We start from the raw sequence: 20,570 nt of genomic DNA on the forward strand, positions 1-20,570 counted from the left end.
GGGGAGCGGGCTCGGCACCTCGCTTGCATTAACGCGAGGCGAAACCAGGCGCGACGCTCCGGGCGCGCATTCAAGGAGTGATTCATGCGCACTCGTGGCGGCCCTCGCCTCCTCGAAGGAACATGCCGCATCGCGCCTTCCGCGCGCTGGCGCGGCCCGCTGCTCACGCTTCTTTCCATCGCGTCGCTCGCGGGCGCGGGCGGGGCGCCGGCAGCTCCCGTGGAGCAACGCGACCTTCCGGGAATCTCCTCCAGGGCGCGCGGGCAGCTCGATCGCGCAGCCTACGCCGAGCGGCTCCGCGCGATGTGGCTCGGCGAGTGCATCGCCAACTGGACGGGGCTGACGACGGAGGGCGTCCGCGTCGAGCGCCCCTTCTTCACCGACGCAGACTGGGGGACTTCCCAAGGCCGCAACGGGGCGCGGATCGACTTCGTGCTCCTCGACCCCTGCCCGGCCGATGACGACACCGATATCGAATATGTCTACTTGCACCTCATGACCGAGGCGAGGACGCTGTTCCTGTCTCCCGAGGCGATCCGGGACGGGTGGCGAGCGCACATCAACGATTTCATCTGGGTCTCCAACCGGAGGGCGCGCGACCTCATGGAGCGAGGCGTGCTGCCCCCCAAAACGAGCGACCCGGCGCTCAACCCGGACGCGCTCCAGATCGACGCGCAGCTCACCACGGAGATCTTCGGCGCCCTCGCGCCCGGCATGCCGGAGCTCGCGCTGCGGATCGCCGACCTCCCCATCCGGACCACGGCGCGCGGTCACGCCGCGCACGCCGCGCAGTTCCATGTCCTCCTCTTCTCGCTCGCGGCGACCGTCGATCCGGAGAAGCCGCGGCGCGAGGAGATCGTGCGCATCGTCCGCGAGGCCAGGAGCTACCTGCCGGATGCGTCGAAGGCCGCCGATGTCATCGATTTCGTGCTCTCGGCGTATCTGTCGGCGCATGATCCCGAGGATTGGGAGAGCGTCCGCGACGCCATCGCGGATCGCTATCAGGAGCGGGCCTCGGCGTACGGCTTCGTCTATCGAGGGTTCACGGAGTCCGCGATCAACCTGGCGACCGGGACGATGGCCCTCCTGTTCGGCGGGGGGAGCTTCCGGCGCACCGTCCAGATCGGCACCCTGTCCGGGTGGGACTCCGACAACGGCACGGCGACGATGGGCGGGCTCGTGGCGCTCATCGGCGGCATGGAGGAGCTGCACCGCGCCTTCCCGGGGGCGCGGCTCGCCGAGCGTTACCGTATCCACCGCACGCGCCCGACCCTGCCAGACCGGCTGCCGGAGGATCCCGAGGCGGAGGACACCTTCACGGCGATTGCGCAGAGGATGGTCGCGCTGGTGGATCTCGCGGCGCAGGCTGACAGCCCGCGGCCGCGCGGGCGCCGCGCGCGCGACGCACCCGATCGACGGCCACCGCGGCCACGATGATCGCGCCCGTCGCGATCTCCTGCACCCAGCTCGGCAGCCCGAGGTGGACGCCGCCGGTCCGGATGACCGTGATGAGCAGCGCTCCGACCACGCTCCCCGCGACGCTCGCCTCGCCGCCCGAGAGCGGCGCGCCGCCGATGACGACCGCCGCGATGACCTCGAGCTCGAGGCCCACCGAGTCCGTCGGGTCGCCCACCGTCAGCGTCGAGAACTCCATCACGCCCGCGACGCCGGCGAGGAGGCTCGACAGGGTGTACACCGCAACCTTCACGCGCCCCGTGTCGATGCCGCACAGCCGCGCCGCGGCCTCGTTGCTGCCGACCGCGAGCACGTGGCGCCCGAAGCGCGTGAAGGTGAGGACGGCGAAGACGAGGAGCGCGAGCGCCGCGGTCATCCACAGCCCGGGCGCGGCGAGGTCGGCCGAGAGCAGCGCGTCGAGGCCGCGCGGATCGGCGTCGATCTTCTGCTCGGACGCGAGCCCCTTCGCGGCGCCGCGCAGCGCGCTCATCGTGCCCAGCGTCACGACGAAGGGCATCATCCGCGCCCGCCCCACGAGCGTCCCGGCGACGACGCCCGCGAGGCCCGCCGCCGCCGTGGCGGCGAGCGCCGCGGGCAGCGCCGGCACCCCCGCGCGCAGGAGCGTCGCGAGGACGACCGTCGTGAACGCGACCAGCGAGCCCGTGGAGAGGTCGATCCCGCCGGTCGCGATGACCAGGGTCATGCCGACGGCGCAGATGCCGACCACCACCGTCTGCCGCGCCATCGTGAGCAGGTTCTGGCTGCGCAGGAACGTGTCGGGCGTGAGCGCCGCGAAGAGCGCGTAGACGAGCACGAGGGCGACGAGCGGGCCGAGCCACGGCGGGCGCTTCTTCACGAGGAGGCCTCCAGGAGGAGCGACGCCGCGGTCCACGACGCCGCGGGCCGCGGCGGATCGAGGGTCCCCCGGCGGAGGACCGCGATGCGGTCGCACGTCGTCACGAGCTCGTCGAGCTGGCTCGACACGAGCACGATGGCCTTGCCGGCGCCCGCGAGCCCGCGGAGCAGCGAGAGCACCTGCGCCTTGCTCGGCACGTCGATGCCGCGCGTCGGCTCGTCGACGAGGAGCACGTCGACGTCTTCGCGGAGCAAGCGCGCGAGCTGGACCTTCTGCTGGTTGCCGCCCGAGAGCTCGCCGGCGCGCTGATCCGGCCCCGCCGCGCGGATCGCGAGCGCTTCGATCCAGCGCGCCGCCTCCGGGAGGAGCGAGCTCGGCGCGGCGAAGCGGGGCGCGCGCGGCGAGAGCCAGATGTTCTCGGCGATCGAGCGGCCGAGCATCAGCCCTTCCCCGCCGCGATCCTCGCTGAGGAGGCCGATCCCGCGGGGAGCGCGCAGCGTGACCGTGCCGCCCTGCTTCGGGTCGAGCCCCGCGAGGATGCGGAGGAGCTCGGTCCGGCCCGAGCCGACGAGGCCGGCGATCCCGAGGATCTCCCCCCGGCGCAGCGTCAGCGACGCGCGCTTCGGCCGCTTCACGCCGGAGACGTCCTTGACCTCGAGCACCACCTCGCCGCCGCCCGGCGGCGCCGCCTCGGACGCCGCGCGCTCGCGGGCGCCCTCGAGCGCGCGGCCCAGCATCTCGCGGACGATCTGCGCCGGCTCGGTCTCGCGCGGATCGCCTTCGCCGGCGACGCGGCCGTCGCGGAGCACCGTGTAGCGGTCCGCGTGCGCGCGCACGTCCGCGAGGAAGTGCGTCACGAGCAGCACCGCGAGGCCGGCGTCGCGCAGGGCGCGGACGCGGTCGAACAGGCGCGCGGCGTCCGCGTGGCCGAGGCTCGAGGTCGGCTCGTCGAGGACGAGCAGCCGCGCCGCGAGCCGCCCGCCCTCGCGGAGGCCGCCTTGCGCGAGCGCTCGCGCGATCTCGACGAGCTGCTGATCGGCGACGCCGAGCTCCCCGGCCGGCGCGTCGAGCGGCACGCGGTCCGGGCGCTCGGCGACGAGCGCGATCGCTTCCCGGGCGATGGCGCGGGCGCGCGCGCGGTCGCGGATCCCGGGCCGCGCGCGCGCGGCCGGCTCGATCCCGAGCACCACGTTGTCCGCGACCGAGAGGTGGGGGCAGAGCGTCCGCTCCTGCGGGACGAGGACGACGCCCGCGCGGCGCGCGCCTTCGGCCGAGGCCGGCGCGTACGGCGCTCCCCCGAGCCGCACCGAGCCCGCGTCGGCGCGCTCCACGCCGAGCAGGATGCGGGTCAGCGTGCTCTTGCCCGCGCCGTTCTCGCCGAGGAGCGCGTGGACGCTCGCCGGCGCGATCCGCAGCGAGACGCCGCGCAGCACCGCGCTCTGGCCGAACGCCTTGGCGAGGCCGGCCGCCTCGAGGAGGGGCGCGCGCTCTGCCGTCACGGGCCGCTCACTCCCCGAGCCACCGGGCGAGGTCGGGCTTCACGATGTCCTGCACCGCCGGGTCGTCGAGGTCCTGCTTCGTGACGACGCGCGCCCCCGTGTCGATGCGCTTCTCGATCGGCTCGCCGCGGAGGTGCGCCGCCATCGTCTTGACCGCGACGTACCCCATGTGGAACGGGTTCTGCACGACGAGCGCCTCGATGTCGCCCTCGCGCAGGGCGCCGAGGAGCTTCTCCGACGCGTCGAAGCCGACGAGCTTCACCTGGCTCGCGGCGCCCGTCTTGCGGAGCGCCTGCAGCATCCCGAAGGTCGTCGACTCGTTCGGCGTGAACACCCCGGCGATCGTCCCCTCCGCGGCCTTGTGGGCGAGGAGCAGGCTCTCGCTCTTGTTGAACGCCGTCTCGGTGGTGGCGCCGCCGTACTGGTTCACGCTCGCGAGCGTGATGCCGGGCATCGCGCGCACCGCGTCGAGGAAGCCGTTCTCGCGGCCCTGCGTGCTCGCCGAGCCCTCCTGGTAACGGAGCATGAGGACGTTGCCCTTCCCGCCGATCGCCTTGCCGAGGTGCTCTCCCGCGAGCTTGCCGGCGCCGTGGTTGTCGGTCGCGACGAAGCTCGCGTGCTCGTCGCCGGCGAGGTCGGAGTCGAACACGACCACCGGGATCTTCGCCTGAGTCGCCGCGTGCACCGGCGCCTTCAGCGCCGTGCCGTTCAGCGGCGCGAGCACGATGCCGGACACGCCCTGCGCGACGAAGCTCGAGACGACATCGATTTGCCCCTTGAGGTCGTCTTCCCTGAGCGGCCCCTTCCATACGATGTCGACATCGAGCTCGCGCGAGGCCTTCACCGCGCCCGCGTGCACGCTCTTCCAGAACTCGTGCGTCGTCCCCTTCGGCACGACGGCGATGCGGAGGCGCGCGCCGCTTTTAGGCCCTGCGCCTGCGTCCGTCGACGTCGTATCTGGCGAGGTCTTCGAGCATGCAGTGAGAACGGTGATCGCGAAAACGCACGCGAGGAACCTGGCGTTCATCGGTGCGCGAGGATAGTCGACGGATCGCGGTCGCGCTCGCGCTGGAGAGCTCGTCGGCGTTATCAAATCGGCTGCAGAAGCTTCGCGCAATGGCGAGGTCGGCCGGGGAGAAACAATGTCGATTCGGGGGAATGCGCTCCGTTCTCAAGCGGATCCCGAAGCGTCGAGCAGAGGAGCCGTAGCTGGAGCGTCTGCGCCAGAAGCACCCGGGCGAGATCCGGTGGGGCGAGGACTGGACGAAAAGCGGTCGCCAGAGCGTCGGCGCGGGGCAGATCGCGCGCGCGACCCGGAGATCACCGGCAGGGCCACCGGCCCCCGTCGAGGTCGAGCGGCATCTCCATGCTGTTGAAGTTCCACGCGTTCGTCTGCTCGCAGAAGAGCGACCTGTCCGTCATGTGCCCCGAGAACGGATCGTCGTACTCCACGTGGAACACCGCCTTGCCGTTCGCCACGAAGGTATCGACGAGGATCTCGCACTCTTCAAACTCGAAGCACTGCTCGTTCAGTGTCCAGTCGAAGTACGGCCACAGGTCCTCCGCCTGCTCGATGTCGCCCTTGAGCCCGACGGACATGCCCATCCCGTGCGCGAGATCCGCGATGAACCGGTTGTAGGCGATCTGGTCCTCATAGGTGAGCGGAAACCCCGATTCGTTGGCGTACCCGTCGACCTCGTCGGGCTCGATGGCGTCGAAGCCCTTGTCTTTGCAGGTCTGGAACCGGGCCTGCATGATCGGCCCGAGGACGTCGATCTGCCGGATGTCGAGCCAGAACGAGCCCTCCCAGTGGTAGTCCGGGTCGCCTTTGACCGACTCCGGGAAGTCGCCGGCGTCCGATCGATAATCCTCGAACGCGCCGACGTCGACATAGCAGATCACCTTGGCGCCCCTCGCGTGGAGCGCGGCGACCGTCTCTGCCGGCGTGAACTCCCAGTCGATGTCGTAGACCACGGGAGGCGGCAGATCGAGCGGCGCGCCGGTGGGATCGACCAGGCCCATGTCCTTGGGGTCGTCGAGGTCCAGGGGGTGGTCGATCAGCCAGTGCCACGGCGTGTCGAGCGCCGGGATCCAGAGTTCGGAGCCCCCTCCGGCGGCCGTCGAGGAGGTGGCCGCCGGGGCTGACGAGCTCGAGCCATCGCGCGCGTCTCCGCCCGCGCCGCCTGCTCCGCCCGGATCTGCGCCGGCGTCGCCGCACGCGACGTGCATTGCCGAAAGGATGGGAATCAACCACGGGACCACCGCAGGCCACGATCGATGCATGATGGCGCTCCTCTCGTCGCTCCGGAGCTCGATCGCTCCGGGGTGTGCGCCTCGACGCCCAACCGGTGTCGTGATGGCGCGCTTCTGGAGCTTCACCCAGGTCGCGCAGCGAGGGAACCACAGAAAGCGCAGCGATCCGGGGCGGCCCCGGCGGCGCTGGGCTCGCGCCGCCGACCAGCGTGCCGCGCCGCCCGCGCCGCGGGTCCCGCCCGCGCCGCCAGCCCGGGCGACCACCGCCCCGCCTGGGCATCCACCTGCGGGACCTGGGCCACGAGCCCCGGACGCCCGCCCGTGCATAAGATGGACGTCAGCGGTGAAGTCCAGTAACGTTTCATGCTTCCGGCGGAACGCGCTCGAGCGAATCGAGCGCCTCGAAGCCGCGCAGCGGTGGGCGCCGGCCGACAGCGAAGCGCGACGCGCAGGAGGGAGCCGATCATGAAGCTGAGCGTGCAGAGCATCATGACGCAGGGGCGGCGGTCGTACGAGACCGGCCTCGAGACCGGGCAGCGCCTCGCGCGCGAGCTCGCGGATCCCCCGAAGGTGGTGTTCGCGTACCTCACCGTGAATCACGATCAGGCCGCGTTCCTGAAGGGCCTGCGCGAGGGCGTCGGGGCGGGCGCCTCCATCGTGGGCTGCTCCGGACAAGGGGTCATGGGCCGCGGGGGCGTGCGCGAGGAGGGGTACGCCGCGAGCGTCCTCGGCCTCGGCGGGGACGGCGTGCGGATCGCGGCCGCGAGCGTCGAGGAGGTCCAGACCGACACCGCGGAGAAGGGCCGGCTCTGCGGCCAGCGCCTGCGCGCCGGCTCGCCGGAGCCGCCGAAGGTCGTCCTCCTGAATTACGATCCGCTGTCGGGCGTCGACGCGCACGTGTTCCTCGACGCCCTGCACGCGGAGGTGCAGTGCCCTGTCGTCGGCGGCGCGTCCTCCCATTTCTTCGGGCGGGAGATGACGGAGACCTCTCAATACCATGACGACCGCGTGCTCACCCGCTCTGCGGTCGCCTGCGCCCTGTGGGGTGACTTCACGGCCACGATCGCGAGCTGTATCGGGTGCTCGCCCATCGGCCTCGAGATGACGGTGACGCGGGCGGAGGGCAACTACCTCGTCGAGCTGGACGGGCGGCCTGCCCTCGAGGTGTGGGAGGAGATGACCGGCGGCGCCGCGCCGCCCGGCGACGTCGGCAACACCTCGGCGATCGCGATCGGGATGGCGGTCGACGGCGCGGGCGCCGCGACGGAGCAGCTGATCCGGTGCGCGCTCGTCCTCGACAGGAGCCGCAGCGGCGTCCTCCTCGGGGCGGCGATCCCGACCGGGACCCGGGTCATGCTTCACCACCGGACGGTCGACGACGTGCTCGCGAGCGCAAACCGGCTCGTGCACGAGCTCAAGGCCCGGCTCGAGGGCAAGAAGCTCCGCGCCGTCTTCGGCTTCGAGTGCGGCGCGCGGACCAAGCCGTTCCTGGGAGACGCGCTGACCAACAAGGAGAACCTCGACATGCAGGCGGCGCTCGGCCCGGAGGCGGCGTGGGCCGGCGTCGTGTGCTGGGGCGAGATCTACCCGGTGGCCGGAAAGCCGGTCTACCATAACTACACGTATCCGGTCCTCGCCCTCTCGGAGTGAGCGCGCCATGGCGACGGATCCCGCGGCGCTGGTCGAGACGCTCAAGGCGAAGGCCACGCTCCTGATCCATCGAGAACGGGAGCTCTTCGAGCTCCGCCAGGCGCGGCGCCGCACGGAGGAGTGGCTCCGGGCGTTTCACGCGCTCTCTCCGGAGCTCCAGGACACCGACATGGCGGGCCTGATCGCGAGGTGGAGCGACCTCCTCGTGGGGAGCCTGAGCTTCGAGAGCGCCGGCGCGCTCGAATACGAGGCGCCGAGCGGGCGCGTGACGATGCATACGATGGACCCGGGGCCGCCTCCCGCGCTGACCCACGTCGAGGCGGAGGCGGACGCGCTCTTCCGGGCGAAGGGGAGCGGGCGGTGCGATCCGAGCGCCCCGCCCACGCTGCGGAGGCTCGCGGACGCCATCGGGCTCGAGGAGTTCCTCTGGCTCTCGTCTAGCGTGCGCCGGGGCTCACGCCTCCTCCTGTTCGCGGGCAGCTCGCCGCGGACCGCCAAGTTTCACAGGTTCTCCGAGGAAGATCAGAACCACTTCATGCTCCTCGGCAACCACCTCGCCGCGCTCGTGAACAACAGCATCCTCGCGGCCCAGGTCGAGCGCGAGCGGACCGAGATCGTCGCGGCCAACCGCGAGCTGGACGCCAGCCTGCGCGAGCTCAGCAGGACGCAGCGCGAGCTCATCGCGTCGACAAAGCTGGTCGCCGAGACGTCGCGGCGGGCAGGGATGGCCGATATCGCGGCGGGCGTGCTGCACAACGTCGGCAACGTCCTCACGAGCATCAACGTCGGCGCGGAGCTCGTCGCCGAGCGCCTGCGGGCGTCGCGCGTCGGGAACGTGGGCAAGCTCGTCCGGTTGCTCGAGGCGGAGGGCGAGGGCCTCCCCGCCTCGCTGTCCACGCCCGACCGCGCCTGGAAGATCCTCAATTTCCTGAGGGAGCTCTCGGCGCACCTCGCGACCGAGCGCGACGAGATCCTCGCGGAGGTCACGCGGCTGCAGGAGTACCTCTCTCACCTCAAGGCGATCGTGAACAAGCAGCAGCGCTATGCGACCGCGATCGGCGTGACGGAGCTCTGCGAGCTCCCGGGGCTCGTGGACGACGCGATCGCGCTCGTCTCCGCGTCGCTCGCGCTGACGGGCATCGAGATCGCGCGGGATTACCAGCCCGTCGCGGAGGCGACGCTGGATCGCCACAAGGCGCTGCAGATCCTCGTCAACCTCGTCCGCAACGCCGCGGAGTCGATCGCGGGGTGCGGCCGTGAGGGCGGGCGCATCGTCGCCTCGATCCGCGGCGACGGCGGCGCGCGGTTCCAGCTCATGGTCGAGGACAACGGCGCCGGGATCGACGAGCGGCTCGCCTCGAAGCTGTTCACGCAGGGCTTCACGACAAAGCCGAGCGGGCACGGCTTCGGTCTCCACACGAGCGCGCTGGCCGCGAAGGAGATGGGCGGCACGCTCACGTGCCGGAGCGCTCCTGGGCGGGGCGCGACGTTCATCCTCGATCTTCCGCTGCGCCCTCAGACGTCGAAGGAAGGCTCACGCTGATCGCCGCGCTCTGCTGCATCGTGAGATGGAGCCAGGTGGTGAAACGAGATGGAGTCGATCTCACCGAAGCCGGTCCTGAACGAGGTGGAGACCGCCGCTCCGCCGCGACGGATCTTGGTCGTCGACGACAACCTCAAGATCCATGAAGATTTCGCCAAGATCCTCGGCGGCCGGCGGGAGGCCAGCGCGCTCGACGCGGCCGAGGAGGCGCTCTTCGGGGCGCCCGAGCCGCGCGAGAGGCCGACGAGCTTCCACCTCGACTGCGCCCATCGCGCTGGCGCGGACGGGCTCGCGGCTGATCCGCGGCAGGGGCCGGGCCGCGAGGTGACCGGCTGCGCCCAGTGCCGCGGGTCAGACGTCCCGCCAGAACCACCGGTCGATGACGAGCGTGCTACGCGGCCGCGCTCCCGCGGCGGCCTGCGCCGTTTCCCCCTTCGGTGAGCTTCGCTTCGTGCTTCGCGATCCACTTGCGGAGCCGTTGCGAGAGGGGTGACCGTCCGTTCTCGTAGTTGGCGACCGAGCTGCGCGCGAGGCCGAGCTTTCCGCCGAGCTCGGCCTGCGAGAGCCCGAGCTTTTCGCGAAGCTCCTTCAGCGAGGTCGAGCCCGTCGCCGCTTGCTCGCGCGCCGGTGCGCTCGGCGCCGGTGCGCTCGGCGGGCGAGGCGGCGCGGCCTCGATCGCACGCACGTCCGGCCGTGCGCGCTCGGCCTTCACCGGCGGCAGCTCGGCACGGGCGCCCTCCGACGCGGCGCGTCGTGCCACGGTCGCTCGGACGCTCGTCGCGCTGCCCGCGAGCTCCCCGCCGCAAAACGGGCAGTGGTCAAACGCGAGGACCTTGCCCGAGTCCGTGCGGAATTCGACGCCCTGGATCGAAGCCGGGAGCCCTTTCGCGCGGCGCTCCTCGCTCGACCACCCGTAAACGACCGTGAGCCCGGGCCCCTCGAGATTGACCGGCAGATCGGCCTGACTCATCCGAAGGCAAACCGTCCTGCCGTCGCGTGTGCATTGTCGTCCGATGATGGGCATTGTCATCTCCTCGCTTCGAAGGGGGGGCGAGCGCGGGCCTACCCGTTCGAACTTTGCGCAGTACTGTTCACCTGTCAAGGTGGATATTCACCGAGCGCGTCAGGCGCAGCCTGGGCGAGGGATTTCGGCGCGGCGGCCGGGTCTCGGCGAGGATCACCTCGGGCTGGACCGTGACCGGCCCGGGGGGTGTGTCGGTGCAGGCGGGGACTTGGCCCCCGTCCGCCGCTTGCTCACCCGACCCTCGCGCGTTCGGGCGGGCCGGCGGACGTCGAGTCGCTCGCGGGCTCAGTGGCTACCAGGACGGCATCGGGCCCGACTGTCGGGGCCGGCAGCCCGTCATGGCAGAGTCTCTCGTCGAGAGCGATGGAAAGGATCACGGTATGGCATACGAAGTCTCCAAAGATGCCATCGCCGAGCAGGCCAAAGGGGGTCGCCTCCGCCGAGCAATCCCGCCAGGGATCTGCCTCGCGAGCGAAGAGAATTTTCAACGCAAAGGCGCAAGGGCGCAAAAACAACACATATTAATTTTCCTTTGCGCCTTTGCGCCTTTGCGTTGAACTCTCTCTCCGGATCCCTGGCTGGACTGCTGGTGGGTGGAATCAGGCCAGCAGGCGCGAGGGCAGAGCGCGCGGTGCGCCGCGGCGCGTCGGACCGCCGGTTGGCACAGCAGGAAAACGACGCCGTCCCGCGCGGTTCGAGCGAAGGACGACCGAGGGCGCCGGCATCCACAGGACAGCCGAGCAGCGACGCAGGGCCCAGCTGGACCTCTAGGGTCGAGCTCGCCAGCGGCCATTCTTCTCATCGAGGCGCTCCGCGCCTCGCGCAGGGGGAATGACGCCGCGGGCGGCTTCATTGGGGGCGCCGAATCGACTCGGGATCGCAGCGAAACGCGGGCTCGTCCGCGGACGGCCGCGGCATGCGAGCCGCCGTCGGCGCGCACCGTTCCGCGCAGCACGCGCGGCGAAAGGAGCACCATGGTCGTTGTTGGTATGCGGAGCGCAAAAGCCTTGCTCGCGGTGGCGCTGGCCACGAGCGCCATCGTGGGGTGCTCGAGCCCCCCTGCGTCTGCCGTGGGACAGGACCCGGAGGGGGTCGAGGCGTCGGACATGCCGCTCGCCGGCGATGAGCCGGTGTCCGAATCGGACGTGAAGCTCCTCGTCGAAGGCGTCGCGGCAGCGTATGCCCCTGAAGCGCAGGCCCACGGGGCGCAGCTCACCGTGCGCGTCACCGGCTCGTTGACGCGCATCGATATCGCCGCAGACCGCACCTGGAACATCATCGTGGGGTCCGACCTCTTCCGTCCCGGCCTCACGCGCGACCTCGCGACATTCATCGGTTGCCACGAGGTCGGCCACGCGCTCGGCGGCTTCCCGTTCAAGGACGGTCCGCCGCAGCGCACCCAGGTCGAGGGGCTCGATGAAGGCCGGTTCGGCACGGTGAGCGCCTCCGAGGGCCAGTCCGACTACTTCGCGTCGAAGGACTGCCTGCCCCGGATGTGGGGCGATGACATCGACGCGAACGGCGCGTACCGGACGCGGGTGTCGCCGGCGACAAAGGCCCGCTGCGACGGCGTCTGGGCGGGCGACGCGGAGCGCGATCTCTGCTACCGCATCGCGGCGGTCGCCAACGATTTCGGGGTTTGGCTCGGCGGGACGCAGGCGTCGACCGACACGCCCTCGACGACGGTCGTGACGGGCACCAACGTCAACAACATGGGGAGCCAGTGCCGCGTGGACACCATCTTCGCCGGCGCCCTGTGCCAGGTGCGAAACCCCGGCACCGACATCCCCGGTCTCGTCCCGCCGTACGCGCGCCTGGTCGAGATCGATCCCACGGTCGAGGCGGACGCCGCGTACGCCGCCTGCGCGGAAGGACCAGGCGCACGTCCGCTCTGCTGGTTCCGGCCGAACTCCACGCCGTACGACTGCTCGTTCATGCCCGAGGTCGGCGACTGCGCCGTCACCGAGGAAGGCGTGTCCGCCACGCGGTTCTGTTCGCCGCGGAGGGGGATCGAGATCTTTCCGTGCTCTGAAGGCACGACCTGCGAGCTGGACGAGGAGGGCTTCCCGGTCTGCGAGCTGGAGACGAACTGAGGCAGCACGCCGATCGACGCCGCTCCCTGATCCAGATACGACGCCGTCGTTTTGCTGGTCTCGGTGCGGCGTGCAGCCACCAGCGCTGGACGGGCGCGTCGCGCTCCGTGTCGCCTGTAAAGTTTCCGCGTTGCAATCGCGCACGTCCAGCATGGCCCTGGCCGGTCTTGACGCGGAATCGGAGTGAGCCCAGCGTCGCGGTATGCGGATGCCGTGGTGGATGGGGGTGCTTGCCTCGGTTGCGCTCGCGCCGGCCTGCGGGGGCCGGGTCGAGCGTCACATCGAAGAACCGCCGGCGGACGGAGGCGAGGTCGGATCGACGACAGGAGCTGGCGGCGCCGGGGGCGCCGGCGGCGCCGGGGGCGCCGAGGGCCCAGCGAACGCCGTGGGGGCCTCCAGCTCAGGCGGCCAAACCTCGTCGACAGGCATGCCGAGCGAGCCGGACGCGGGCGAGGGGGGCGCCGAGCAGGGGTGCGCTCCGAGCGTGTACAGCGGCTCGTTGAGCGTCACTCACCAGGACGGTCTCGAGGACCTGCGCGGCGTAACCGTGCTCGATGGCACGCTCTCCATCGGCGGCGACGTCTCCGACCTGTCCCCGCTCGCGTGTCTGAAGAACATCAAGGGGAAGCTCCAGATCATCGACACCACGCGGTTGTCCAGCCTGGATGGTCTCGGCGCCCTTTCCTCCGTTTGGTTGCAGCTGGAGGTGATGCGGAACTCCTCGCTGCTCAGCCTCAGCGGGCTTCAGAGCCTGCGAGAGGCCGTGGCCGTCCTGATCAGCGAGAACCCGCTCCTCGAGAGCGTCGCCGGCGTTGGGGTGAAAGCGGCCGAGTGGCGCGTGGTCGACAACGATGCCCTCGAGTCCTTGTCAGGCCTCGACAACGTCGAGGAAGGGGTATTCTGGATCGAGGGCAATGACCGGCTCGCGACGCTGGACGGGCTGCGCAGCCTGCGCCGGGGGTGGCTCAACCTGGTCGACAACGACGGGCTGACCAGCCTCGAGGGCCTCGGCGCCGTCGACGGCCTCGAGGAGCTCTTCATCTCCAAGAACGATGGGCTCGTCAGCTTGAAAGGCCTCGAGCGGCTCACGGCCATCAAGAAGCTCACGTTGCGGGAAAACCGGCAGCTGAGCTCGCTGCGCGGCCTCGACGGCCTCGTCTCCGCAGGCGTCATCGGTATCTCGTCGAACGAGCGGCTCGTGGACCTGACCGGGCTCGCAGCGCTCGAAACCACCGACGCTCTCGTCGTCAGCGGCAATGCGGCGATGAACAGCCTGGACGGCGCGCCCTCGCTCCGCGGTGTCCTGCGAGCCACCGTCGACTCGAATCCCGAGCTGGTGAGCGCCAACGCCTTCGCGCACCTTCGCTCGGACCTGGACCGCGCGTCGTCGCTTTCCTTCTCGAACAACCCCAAGCTCACCACCATCGATCTCGGCGACGTGACACGGCTGGCCGAGGTGTCCGTCACCCGCTGCGGCTCCCTGTCGGACCTGTCCGCGTTCGCCGGCATCACGGAGATGTCGACTCTCATCCTGGGAGAGAACTCCGGGCTCGTGAGCCTCACGGGGCTCGAGCAGGTCTCGGCGCTCGACCGGCTGGATATCATCGATAATGCTCGGCTCACGAGCCTCGCGGGCCTGGATGGCCTCGTCTCCACACGCTCCATCGCCATCTACTCGAACGAGCGGCTCGTGGACCTGACCGGGCTCGGAGCGCTCGAGACCACCGACGCCCTCGTCGTGATCGGCAATTCAGCGATGAGCAGCCTGGACGGCGTGCCCTCCCTCCGCGATGTCGCCCAGCAAGCCGCCGTCGAAGCGAACCCCGAGCTGGTGAGCGCCAACGCTTTCGCGCACCTTCGCTCGGACCTGGACCACGCGCCGTCGATTTCCTTCTCGGACAACCCCAAGCTCACCACCATCGATTTCGGCGGCGGAACACGGGTGGGGCAGCTGTCCGTCACCGGCTGCGGCTCCCTCTCGGACCTGTCCGGGTTCGCCGGCATCACGGAGCTGTCAGCCCTCGTCGTGGGCCAGAACTCCGGGCTCGTGAGCCTCACGGGGCTCGAGCAGATCTCGGAGCTCGATCGGCTCGAGCTCTTCGACAATCCTCGGCTCACGAGCCTCGCGGGCCTGAGCGGCCTCCGCAGCGTGACAGGCGGGCTCCACATCTCCAGCAACGCCGCGCTCACCAGCCTCGACGGGGTCGGCTCGTTCGGCGCGGACGGCGGCGTGATCCAGGCGGTGAGGCTCGCAGGCAACCAGGCGCTCGTCGACATCGACGCTCTGCGCGGCGTGGTCCGCGTGAACCAGCTCACCATCCGAGACAATGACGCCTTGGTCGGGCTGACCGGACTCGAGGACCTGACCAACCTCGATCACCTCAATATCGAGGGGAACCGGTCGCTCGCGACGCTTCGCGACCTGGGAGCTCGATCGATCAGCGCTACGATGGAGATCCGGGACAACGAGAGCCTGCCGGGCTGCGAGGTCGAGGCGCTCGTGGAGCGACTCGACTGGGTGCCTGCACTGATGCTCCAGGAGAACAACGGCACCGGCACCTGCTCGCCCTGAGTCGGAGAAGCTCCTGACGCGCCAGCCCACCCGTGATAGCCGTGCCGGTATGACCGTCCGTTGCGCCGAGCGCTTCGCCGTCCGGGGCCGCCAGGGGCGCGCGCCCTTCCCTCCGGGAGCGTGGGTGTTTCCGGCAGACCTCGAGGCCGTCCAGGAGCTCCACGCCGCGCTGCAGGCGACGTTCCGCGAGCGGCACGCGGTCACGCCGGCCGAGATCGAAGGCCAGGTGCCCCGCGCGTTTGCCTTCGACGACCTGCTCGGGTTCCTCGCGCGGCGGCGGCCGGCGTTCGACCGCGCGCTCGCCGGCATGCGCTCGCCCATCGAGGCGTCGCGGATTGCGACGCTCGCCGCGGTCCTCGGGCTCTCGCGCGACGAGGTGACGGCGGCGCTGCGCGCCCGCGCGACAGGCGCCGACCTCGTCGACGGGTCGACCGTCGTTTACAACGCGCTCTCGCTCGCAGCGCAGCGCGTGGAGGGGTTGCGCGAGCTCGCCGCCGCCGACGCCATCATCGATTTCGAGCTCGAGCTGGCGCGCCTCGTCGCGCAGCCCTCGTGGACGCCACAGGTCGATTGGAGCGAGCTCGTGCCCGACGCCGTCGAGGTGGCCTCCTATGTCGATCCTGCGTCCGGTGCCGTCGAGGTCGACGCCGACATCGCGCACGTGGTGCTGCTCGCGGCCCAGTGCTGCGTCGACCCGACAGCCCGTGCGGTGAGCGTCGACCACGGCGGGCTCGCGTGGATATCCCTCGCCGAGCTCGACGGCGATGCGCCGGCCCCGGAGGGCGCGCCTGGCTCGATCCTGGTGCGGCCCTCGGTGGTTGCCGAGCAGGTCGAGCGCCTCGCGTTCGCGGCCGTCCCCGCGGCGCTGCGGGCGATCGCGCCGGGGGGCGCCCTGCTCGCCGTCTCGCTGGTGGAGGACGAGGCGTAGCGTCACAGCCCGCCTGGTCGGCCAAACCGGAGCGATCAGGCGGTGATGCCGCCGTCGATGTTCAGGTTGGCGCCGTTGACGAAGGCGCCCTCGGGGCCGGCCAGGTACGCCACCATGCTGGCGACCTCGTCGCCTTGCCCGTAGCGCTGCACGGGGATCTGGCCTTTCATCCCGGCGGCGAGCGGGCCGTCGGCCGGGTTCATGTCGGTGTCCACGGGGCCAGGCTGGACGTTGTTGACCGTGATGCCGCGTGGACCGAGATCCCGGGCCCAGCCGCGTGTGAGGCCGGCGACCGCCGCCTTTGTCGCGCAATAGACCGACATCCCGGCCATGAGCGCCACGTCGCCGCAGATGCTCCCGATGTTGATGATGCGCCCGCCCTCGCCCATGTGGCGGACAGCCTCCTGCGCGGCGGCGAAGAGGCCCCTGACGTTCACCGCCATGAGGCGATCGAACTCCTCCAGCGAGACCTGATCGATGGGCGCCATGGCGGAGACGCCGGCGTTGTTCACCAGCACGTCGAGCCGGCCGAGGGCCTTCACCGTCTGGGCGACCGCGCTCCTCACCGCCTCGACGTCGCCGCTGTCCGCCCGCAGGGCGATCGCCCTGCCGCCCGCCGCCTCGATGGCGTCCACCACCTCGGCCGCCTTCGCGGGCGACGCGACATAGGTGATGGCCACGGCGGCGCCCTCGTGCGCCAGGCGCCTGGCGATCGCCGCCCCGATGCCCCGCGAACCCCCGGTGACCAGCGCAACCTTGCCCTTCAACGTACCCATCGCAGCTTCCCCCTTTTTTGGAACGATCGTTCCTTCAATGGAAGCTAAGTACGTTCCTTCAATGGAAGCTTGTGTAGGTTGTTGCAGTCCGTCAAGCGATTTTTGGAACGATCGTTATGAAAAGAGCGACGGGGGTACTCCGGCGGGGGCGAGGGCGGCCGCGCGGCTTCGATCAGGAGGCGGCGCTGGAGCGGGCGATGGTCCTGTTCTGGGAGCGGGGGTACGAGGGGACGTCGCTCGACGAGCTGAGCGCGGCGATGGGCATCAGCCCGTCGAGCCTCTACGCGACGTTCGGGGGCAAGGAGCAGCTGTTCCGGGCGGCGGTCGACCGGTATCTCGCCGGGCGGGGCGGGTACATCGACCGCATCGTCGCCGAGGAGCCGACGGCCCGGGGCGCGGTGCAGCGGCTGCTCGAGACGGCGGCCGACGAGCTCACCCGGCCCGACCATCCGCCCGGGTGCATGATCGCGCTGGCCGGGACCCAGTGCTCCCCCGGCGCCCGGCCCGTACAGGGCCTGCTGCGGAGCTACCGAGGGGCGTGGCACAGCGGGTTCGAGGCGCGGATCCAGCGCGCCGTCGAGGCCGGCGAGCTCGCTCCCGACACGGACGCCGCCGCGCTGGCCACGTTCTATGCGACCGTCTTGCTGGGAATGTCGGTCCAGGCGCGGGATGGCGCATCGCGGGAGAGCCTCCGCGCGGCTGTCGAGGTCGCGATGCGGGCATGGCCTGGCGCGCCGCGCGGCCCGTAGGCTGCCCTCGACCGCGGCGGTCTCACGCGAGAGGATCTTCGGCACCCGGGCCGGCGGCTACATCCCGTACGGGTATCGGGCCAGGTTGACGGCGCCGCTCGCGCGGACCTGCTGCAGGGCCTTGCCGTACTGGAGGAGGAGGCCCAGCGCGTACTGGAGCCGCTCGCGGATGCGCCCGTCGTCGGGCGATTGCGGCGTCGCCGGGTCGTTGAGGAGATCGCGCACGTGGCGCACGATCACGTGATCCGGGATGTAGCAGAGGTACGTGTTCTTGTAGCTGCTCATGCGCAGCTCTGCGATCGGGTAGGCGCCGCCCATGCTCGCGGAGACCCCGACGATGAGCGCGGGCTTGTGCGCGAGCTCGCCCTTGGTGCAGAAGAGGAAGAAGTTCTTCAGCCCCGCGGGGACCATGCCGTGCCACTCCGGCGCCACGATCACGAAGGCGTCCGACGCGGTGAGCTCGGCGGAGATGGGCGACCAGAGGCGCTCCCATTTCTCCGAGGGCTGCCAGGCCTCCTGGTCCCAGAGCGGCAGCGGGTTGTCGGCGAGATCGAGCTGGTAGACGGAGGAGACGTCCGGCGCCGACGACAGCTGTTGCTGCACGTAGCGGGCGACCTTCCCCGATTCGGAGCCATTGCGGTGACTACCTGAGATGACAGCGAGCTTCATAGGGTTTGCGTGCGGCGGGCGAGGCGCTGCGCGGCGCTCCTTGCTATCGGTGAATTGCGGCGCGCGATGCTACCGCGCGCTCGCGCGGCGCGTCGAGGGCTTCGACGGCGCGCGGGCTCGGCGCCGCGCGGCGTCCGCGAGCGCCGCGACGACCTCGCGGCGCGGGCGATCCGCCCGCTCGGCGGCGCGGGCGCCGGCCGCACTGGCGCGGACGGCGCCCATGGCGGTGAGAAGACGCGAAGATCATTGAGCTTTCTCCCTCGCCATCCCGCTCCCGGCGCGGCGCCGATCCGCGCTGTCGACACGCGCTGTGGCGGGGGGGGCGCGGGCGCTGGCGAGAGGCGACTCCGGTCCACGGGGCGCCGCGTCCATGGCGCTTCTGCGACGCGTCGGGCCCGCTCGTTTCGTCACTGTCAGGAGCGCGCCGTTGGTCTACGATGGCCGCGACGCGCGCCGGGCCGCCGGGCCGCCGGCCCGCTGGCCGGCGGTCCGGCGGGGCGTCGCCGGGGGAGGGCGGGTGACGGGGACTCGAGAGGAGCGGAATGACGCGGAGAGCGCATCGTTATCCGGGGCAGAGAGCTCCGGCGACGGCGGCCTTCGACGCGAGCTCGACCGGGCACCCGCGGCGCTGCTGAGCGAGCGCGATCTCCACCTCGCGCTCGAGCTGGCCGGCGTGGCCGTGGCCACCGGCGAGCCGTCGACGACGCGGATCCTCGCCGTCAGCCGGGAGTTCTGCGCGCTGACGGGCTACTCCGAGGCGGAGCTCCTGGAGCGCACCTTCGTCGACCTCACGCACCCCGACGATCGCGCGCGGGATCTCGCCGTGTACCAGCGGGCCGTCCACGGCGCGGAGCGCGAGTGGCGCAGCGAGAAGCGGTTCGTCCGGAAGGACGGCGGCGTCCGCTGGGTGATGGTGCGCGGCGCGGTGTTCCGGGACGAGCGCGGCAAGGCGGTGCGGGCCGTCGGCGTGATCGAGGACATCACCGCGCGCAAGGAGGCGGACGAGGCGCTGCGCCGCAGCGAGGAGCGCTTCCGCGCGGCCCAGGAGCTCTCGCTCGACGCGTTCATCGTGCTGCGCCCGGCGCGCGACGAGGCGGGCCGGATCGCCGACTTCCTCTTCGATTTCGCGAACCCGGCCGCCGGCCGGCTCCTCCGCGTGCCCGTCTCGGCGCTCGTCGGCCGGCGGCTCCTCGACGTGATGCCCGACCAGCGGACGGAGCTCTTCCCGCTCTACGTGCGCGTGGTCGAGACCGGCGAGCCGCACGACAAGGAGATCGCGTACACGGCGCGCGGGCACCGCGTGTGGGTCCGCAACATGGCGGTGAAGGTCGGCGACGGCGTGGCGGTCTCCTTCAACGACATCACCGCGCGCAAGCAGGCCGAGCAGGCGCTCCTCGACGGCGACCGCCGCAAGGACGAGTTCCTCGCGATGCTGGCGCACGAGCTCCGGAACCCGCTCTCGGCCATCCAGTTCGCGCTCCGCATCTCGCAGATGCCGACGGTGCCCGAGCCGCGGCGGGCCTGGGCGCAGGCGGTCATGCAGCGGCAGCTGGGCCAGCTCGGCCGCATGGTCGACGATCTGCTCGACGTCTCGCGGATCACCCGCGGCAAGATCACGCTGAAGCAGGAGCCGCTCGATCTCGGCCACGTCGTCTACCAGGCGGTGGCGGCGGCCGCGCCGCTGATCGACGCATCGAAGCACGAGCTCGCGCTCGACGTGGGGCCGCGGCCGTTGCCGGTGTTCGGCGACACCGCGCGCCTGGAGCAGGTGGTCGTCAACCTGCTCACGAACGCCGCGAAGTACACCCGCGAGGGCGGGCGGATCTGGCTCTCGGCGCGCCAGGAGGGGTCGGAGATCGTCGTCCGGGTGAAGGACACGGGGTACGGCATCCCGGAGGAGATGCTGCCGCGCATCTTCGACCTGTTCGAGCAGGCGCACCCGACGCTCGGCCGCGCGCGCGGCGGCCTCGGCATCGGGCTCACGCTGGTGAAGCGGCTGGTCGAGATGCACAGCGGCTCGGTGGCGGCGGCGAGCGAGGGCGAGGGCCGGGGCAGCGAGTTCACGGTGCGCCTGCCCGCCGTGGAGCCGCCGGCCGAGGCCGAGGGCACGGCCGGGCCGGTCTCGGGCACGCTCACGCGCCGGATCCTCGTCGTGGACGACAACCGCGATCACGCGCACGCCCTCGTCCTCCTCCTGGAGCAGGCGGGCCACGTGACCGCGCTGGCCCACGACGGGCCCTCGGCGCTGGAGGCGGCGCGCTCGTTCGCGCCCGAGGTGGTGCTGCTCGACATCGGCCTGCCGGCGATGGACGGCTACGAGGTCGCCCGGAGGATGCGGGGCGAGGCGGGCGCGGGCGCCCTGCGGATCCTCGCGTTCACGGGGTACGGCCAGCAGGACGACGTGCGCCGATCGAGGGAGGCGGGGTGCGACGCCCACCTGGTCAAGCCGATCGCCCCCGAGGTGCTGTTCGCGCATATCGCGGGCGGCGAGCGGTAGCGACCT

16 protein-coding genes and 1 pseudogene are annotated in these 20,570 nt (G+C 71.3%); 10 read left to right on the forward strand and 7 right to left on the reverse strand.

Going from position 1 to position 20,570, the window contains the following annotated elements:
• Positions 1-84 precede the first annotated feature (84 nt).
• Complete coding sequence (locus WMF20_RS48810; protein ID WP_437608831.1) at positions 85-1,437, forward strand: ADP-ribosylglycohydrolase family protein; 1,353 nt, start codon at positions 85-87, stop codon at positions 1,435-1,437.
• Positions 1,438-1,483: 46 nt separating this feature from the next.
• Here the strand turns inward: WMF20_RS48810 and WMF20_RS48815 are convergent.
• The 4 genes and pseudogenes from WMF20_RS48815 to WMF20_RS48830 form a co-directional block, all read right to left on the reverse strand.
• A pseudogene (locus tag WMF20_RS48815) lies at positions 1,484-2,200 on the reverse strand (ABC transporter permease); the annotation flags it as partial.
• Positions 2,201-2,307: 107 nt separating this feature from the next.
• Entirely contained in the window at positions 2,308-3,810 is a 1,503-nt protein-coding gene (locus WMF20_RS48820) for a sugar ABC transporter ATP-binding protein (RefSeq protein ID WP_437608833.1), read from the reverse strand.
• Between the two features lie 7 nt (positions 3,811-3,817).
• Positions 3,818-4,705 (reverse strand): ABC transporter substrate-binding protein, encoded by an 888-nt coding sequence (locus tag WMF20_RS48825; protein ID WP_237244813.1) that lies wholly within the window; start codon positions 4,703-4,705, stop codon positions 3,818-3,820.
• A gap of 425 nt (positions 4,706-5,130) precedes the next feature.
• Positions 5,131-6,093 (reverse strand): endo alpha-1,4 polygalactosaminidase, encoded by a 963-nt coding sequence (locus WMF20_RS48830; RefSeq protein ID WP_437608836.1) that lies wholly within the window; start codon positions 6,091-6,093, stop codon positions 5,131-5,133.
• A gap of 435 nt (positions 6,094-6,528) precedes the next feature.
• Between WMF20_RS48830 and WMF20_RS48835 the strand changes: the two genes are divergently transcribed.
• Genes WMF20_RS48835 through WMF20_RS48845 form a run of 3 tightly spaced genes read left to right on the forward strand, consistent with a single transcriptional unit; the run spans position 6,529 to position 9,697 of the window.
• Positions 6,529-7,713, forward strand: coding sequence for an FIST signal transduction protein (locus tag WMF20_RS48835; RefSeq protein WP_437608838.1), 1,185 nt, complete (start codon positions 6,529-6,531; stop codon positions 7,711-7,713).
• A gap of 7 nt (positions 7,714-7,720) precedes the next feature.
• Positions 7,721-9,256 carry a sensor histidine kinase gene (locus WMF20_RS48840; RefSeq protein ID WP_129580676.1) on the forward strand — a complete coding sequence of 512 codons (1,536 nt, stop codon included), beginning with the start codon at positions 7,721-7,723 and terminating at the stop codon, positions 9,254-9,256.
• Between the two features lie 48 nt (positions 9,257-9,304).
• Positions 9,305-9,697, forward strand: a complete 393-nt coding sequence (locus WMF20_RS48845) for a hypothetical protein (protein WP_437608841.1) — start codon at positions 9,305-9,307, stop codon at positions 9,695-9,697.
• Here WMF20_RS48845 and WMF20_RS48850 read toward each other — a convergent pair.
• Complete coding sequence (locus WMF20_RS48850; protein WP_129580678.1) at positions 9,648-10,226, reverse strand: helix-turn-helix domain-containing protein; 579 nt, start codon at positions 10,224-10,226, stop codon at positions 9,648-9,650. The genes WMF20_RS48845 and WMF20_RS48850 overlap by 50 nt on opposite strands.
• A gap of 434 nt (positions 10,227-10,660) precedes the next feature.
• Between WMF20_RS48850 and WMF20_RS48855 the strand changes: the two genes are divergently transcribed.
• The 4 genes from WMF20_RS48855 (at position 10,661) to WMF20_RS48870 (ending at position 15,873) form a co-directional block, all read left to right on the forward strand.
• Positions 10,661-10,837 carry a hypothetical protein gene (locus WMF20_RS48855; protein ID WP_437608843.1) on the forward strand — a complete coding sequence of 59 codons (177 nt, stop codon included), beginning with the start codon at positions 10,661-10,663 and terminating at the stop codon, positions 10,835-10,837.
• Positions 10,838-11,254: 417 nt separating this feature from the next.
• Entirely contained in the window at positions 11,255-12,373 is a 1,119-nt protein-coding gene (locus tag WMF20_RS48860) for a hypothetical protein (protein ID WP_437608845.1), read from the forward strand.
• A gap of 427 nt (positions 12,374-12,800) precedes the next feature.
• A complete protein-coding gene (locus WMF20_RS48865) occupies positions 12,801-14,945 on the forward strand; it encodes a leucine-rich repeat domain-containing protein (RefSeq protein ID WP_437608847.1) in 2,145 nt (714 codons plus the stop codon).
• 49 nt (positions 14,946-14,994) lie between these two features.
• Positions 14,995-15,873 carry a hypothetical protein gene (locus tag WMF20_RS48870; protein ID WP_437608849.1) on the forward strand — a complete coding sequence of 293 codons (879 nt, stop codon included), beginning with the start codon at positions 14,995-14,997 and terminating at the stop codon, positions 15,871-15,873.
• A 35-nt stretch (positions 15,874-15,908) separates the two neighbouring features.
• Here the strand turns inward: WMF20_RS48870 and WMF20_RS48875 are convergent, their stop codons facing one another.
• On the reverse strand, positions 15,909-16,649 hold the full coding sequence (locus WMF20_RS48875; RefSeq protein WP_437608851.1) for a 3-oxoacyl-ACP reductase family protein: 741 nt from the start codon (positions 16,647-16,649) through the stop codon (positions 15,909-15,911).
• Between the two features lie 116 nt (positions 16,650-16,765).
• Here WMF20_RS48875 and WMF20_RS48880 point away from each other — a divergent pair, with 116 nt between their 5' ends.
• Positions 16,766-17,398 carry a TetR/AcrR family transcriptional regulator gene (locus tag WMF20_RS48880; protein WP_437608853.1) on the forward strand — a complete coding sequence of 211 codons (633 nt, stop codon included), beginning with the start codon at positions 16,766-16,768 and terminating at the stop codon, positions 17,396-17,398.
• 57 nt (positions 17,399-17,455) lie between these two features.
• Here WMF20_RS48880 and WMF20_RS48885 read toward each other — a convergent pair whose 3' ends face one another.
• On the reverse strand, positions 17,456-18,067 hold the full coding sequence (locus WMF20_RS48885; RefSeq protein WP_437608855.1) for an NADPH-dependent FMN reductase: 612 nt from the start codon (positions 18,065-18,067) through the stop codon (positions 17,456-17,458).
• 427 nt (positions 18,068-18,494) lie between these two features.
• Here WMF20_RS48885 and WMF20_RS48890 point away from each other — a divergent pair, with 427 nt between their 5' ends.
• A complete protein-coding gene (locus WMF20_RS48890; protein WP_437608857.1) occupies positions 18,495-20,564 on the forward strand; it encodes a hybrid sensor histidine kinase/response regulator in 2,070 nt (689 codons plus the stop codon).
• Positions 20,565-20,570 lie beyond the last annotated feature (6 nt).

It is taken from the genome of Sorangium sp. So ce834 (assembly GCF_051521425.1).
Taxonomy (GTDB): Bacteria; Myxococcota_A; Polyangia; order Polyangiales; family Polyangiaceae; genus Sorangium; species Sorangium cellulosum_D.

Coding starts and splice junctions, on each gene's coding strand:
- WMF20_RS48875 (WP_437608851.1), bottom strand. CDS start 16,649: ATGGGTACGTTGAAGGGCAAGGTTGCGCTGGTCACCGGGGGTTCGCGG.
- WMF20_RS48850 (WP_129580678.1), bottom strand. CDS start 10,226: ATGAGTCAGGCCGATCTGCCGGTCAATCTCGAGGGGCCCGGGCTCACG.
- WMF20_RS48845 (WP_437608841.1), top strand. CDS start 9,305: ATGGAGTCGATCTCACCGAAGCCGGTCCTGAACGAGGTGGAGACCGCC.
- WMF20_RS48870 (WP_437608849.1), top strand. CDS start 14,995: ATGACCGTCCGTTGCGCCGAGCGCTTCGCCGTCCGGGGCCGCCAGGGG.
- WMF20_RS48840 (WP_129580676.1), top strand. CDS start 7,721: ATGGCGACGGATCCCGCGGCGCTGGTCGAGACGCTCAAGGCGAAGGCC.
- WMF20_RS48855 (WP_437608843.1), top strand. CDS start 10,661: ATGGCATACGAAGTCTCCAAAGATGCCATCGCCGAGCAGGCCAAAGGG.
- WMF20_RS48865 (WP_437608847.1), top strand. CDS start 12,801: ATGCCGAGCGAGCCGGACGCGGGCGAGGGGGGCGCCGAGCAGGGGTGC.
- WMF20_RS48810 (WP_437608831.1), top strand. CDS start 85: ATGCGCACTCGTGGCGGCCCTCGCCTCCTCGAAGGAACATGCCGCATC.
- WMF20_RS48830 (WP_437608836.1), bottom strand. CDS start 6,093: ATGCATCGATCGTGGCCTGCGGTGGTCCCGTGGTTGATTCCCATCCTT.
- WMF20_RS48885 (WP_437608855.1), bottom strand. CDS start 18,067: ATGAAGCTCGCTGTCATCTCAGGTAGTCACCGCAATGGCTCCGAATCG.
- WMF20_RS48835 (WP_437608838.1), top strand. CDS start 6,529: ATGAAGCTGAGCGTGCAGAGCATCATGACGCAGGGGCGGCGGTCGTAC.
- WMF20_RS48880 (WP_437608853.1), top strand. CDS start 16,766: ATGAAAAGAGCGACGGGGGTACTCCGGCGGGGGCGAGGGCGGCCGCGC.
- WMF20_RS48860 (WP_437608845.1), top strand. CDS start 11,255: ATGGTCGTTGTTGGTATGCGGAGCGCAAAAGCCTTGCTCGCGGTGGCG.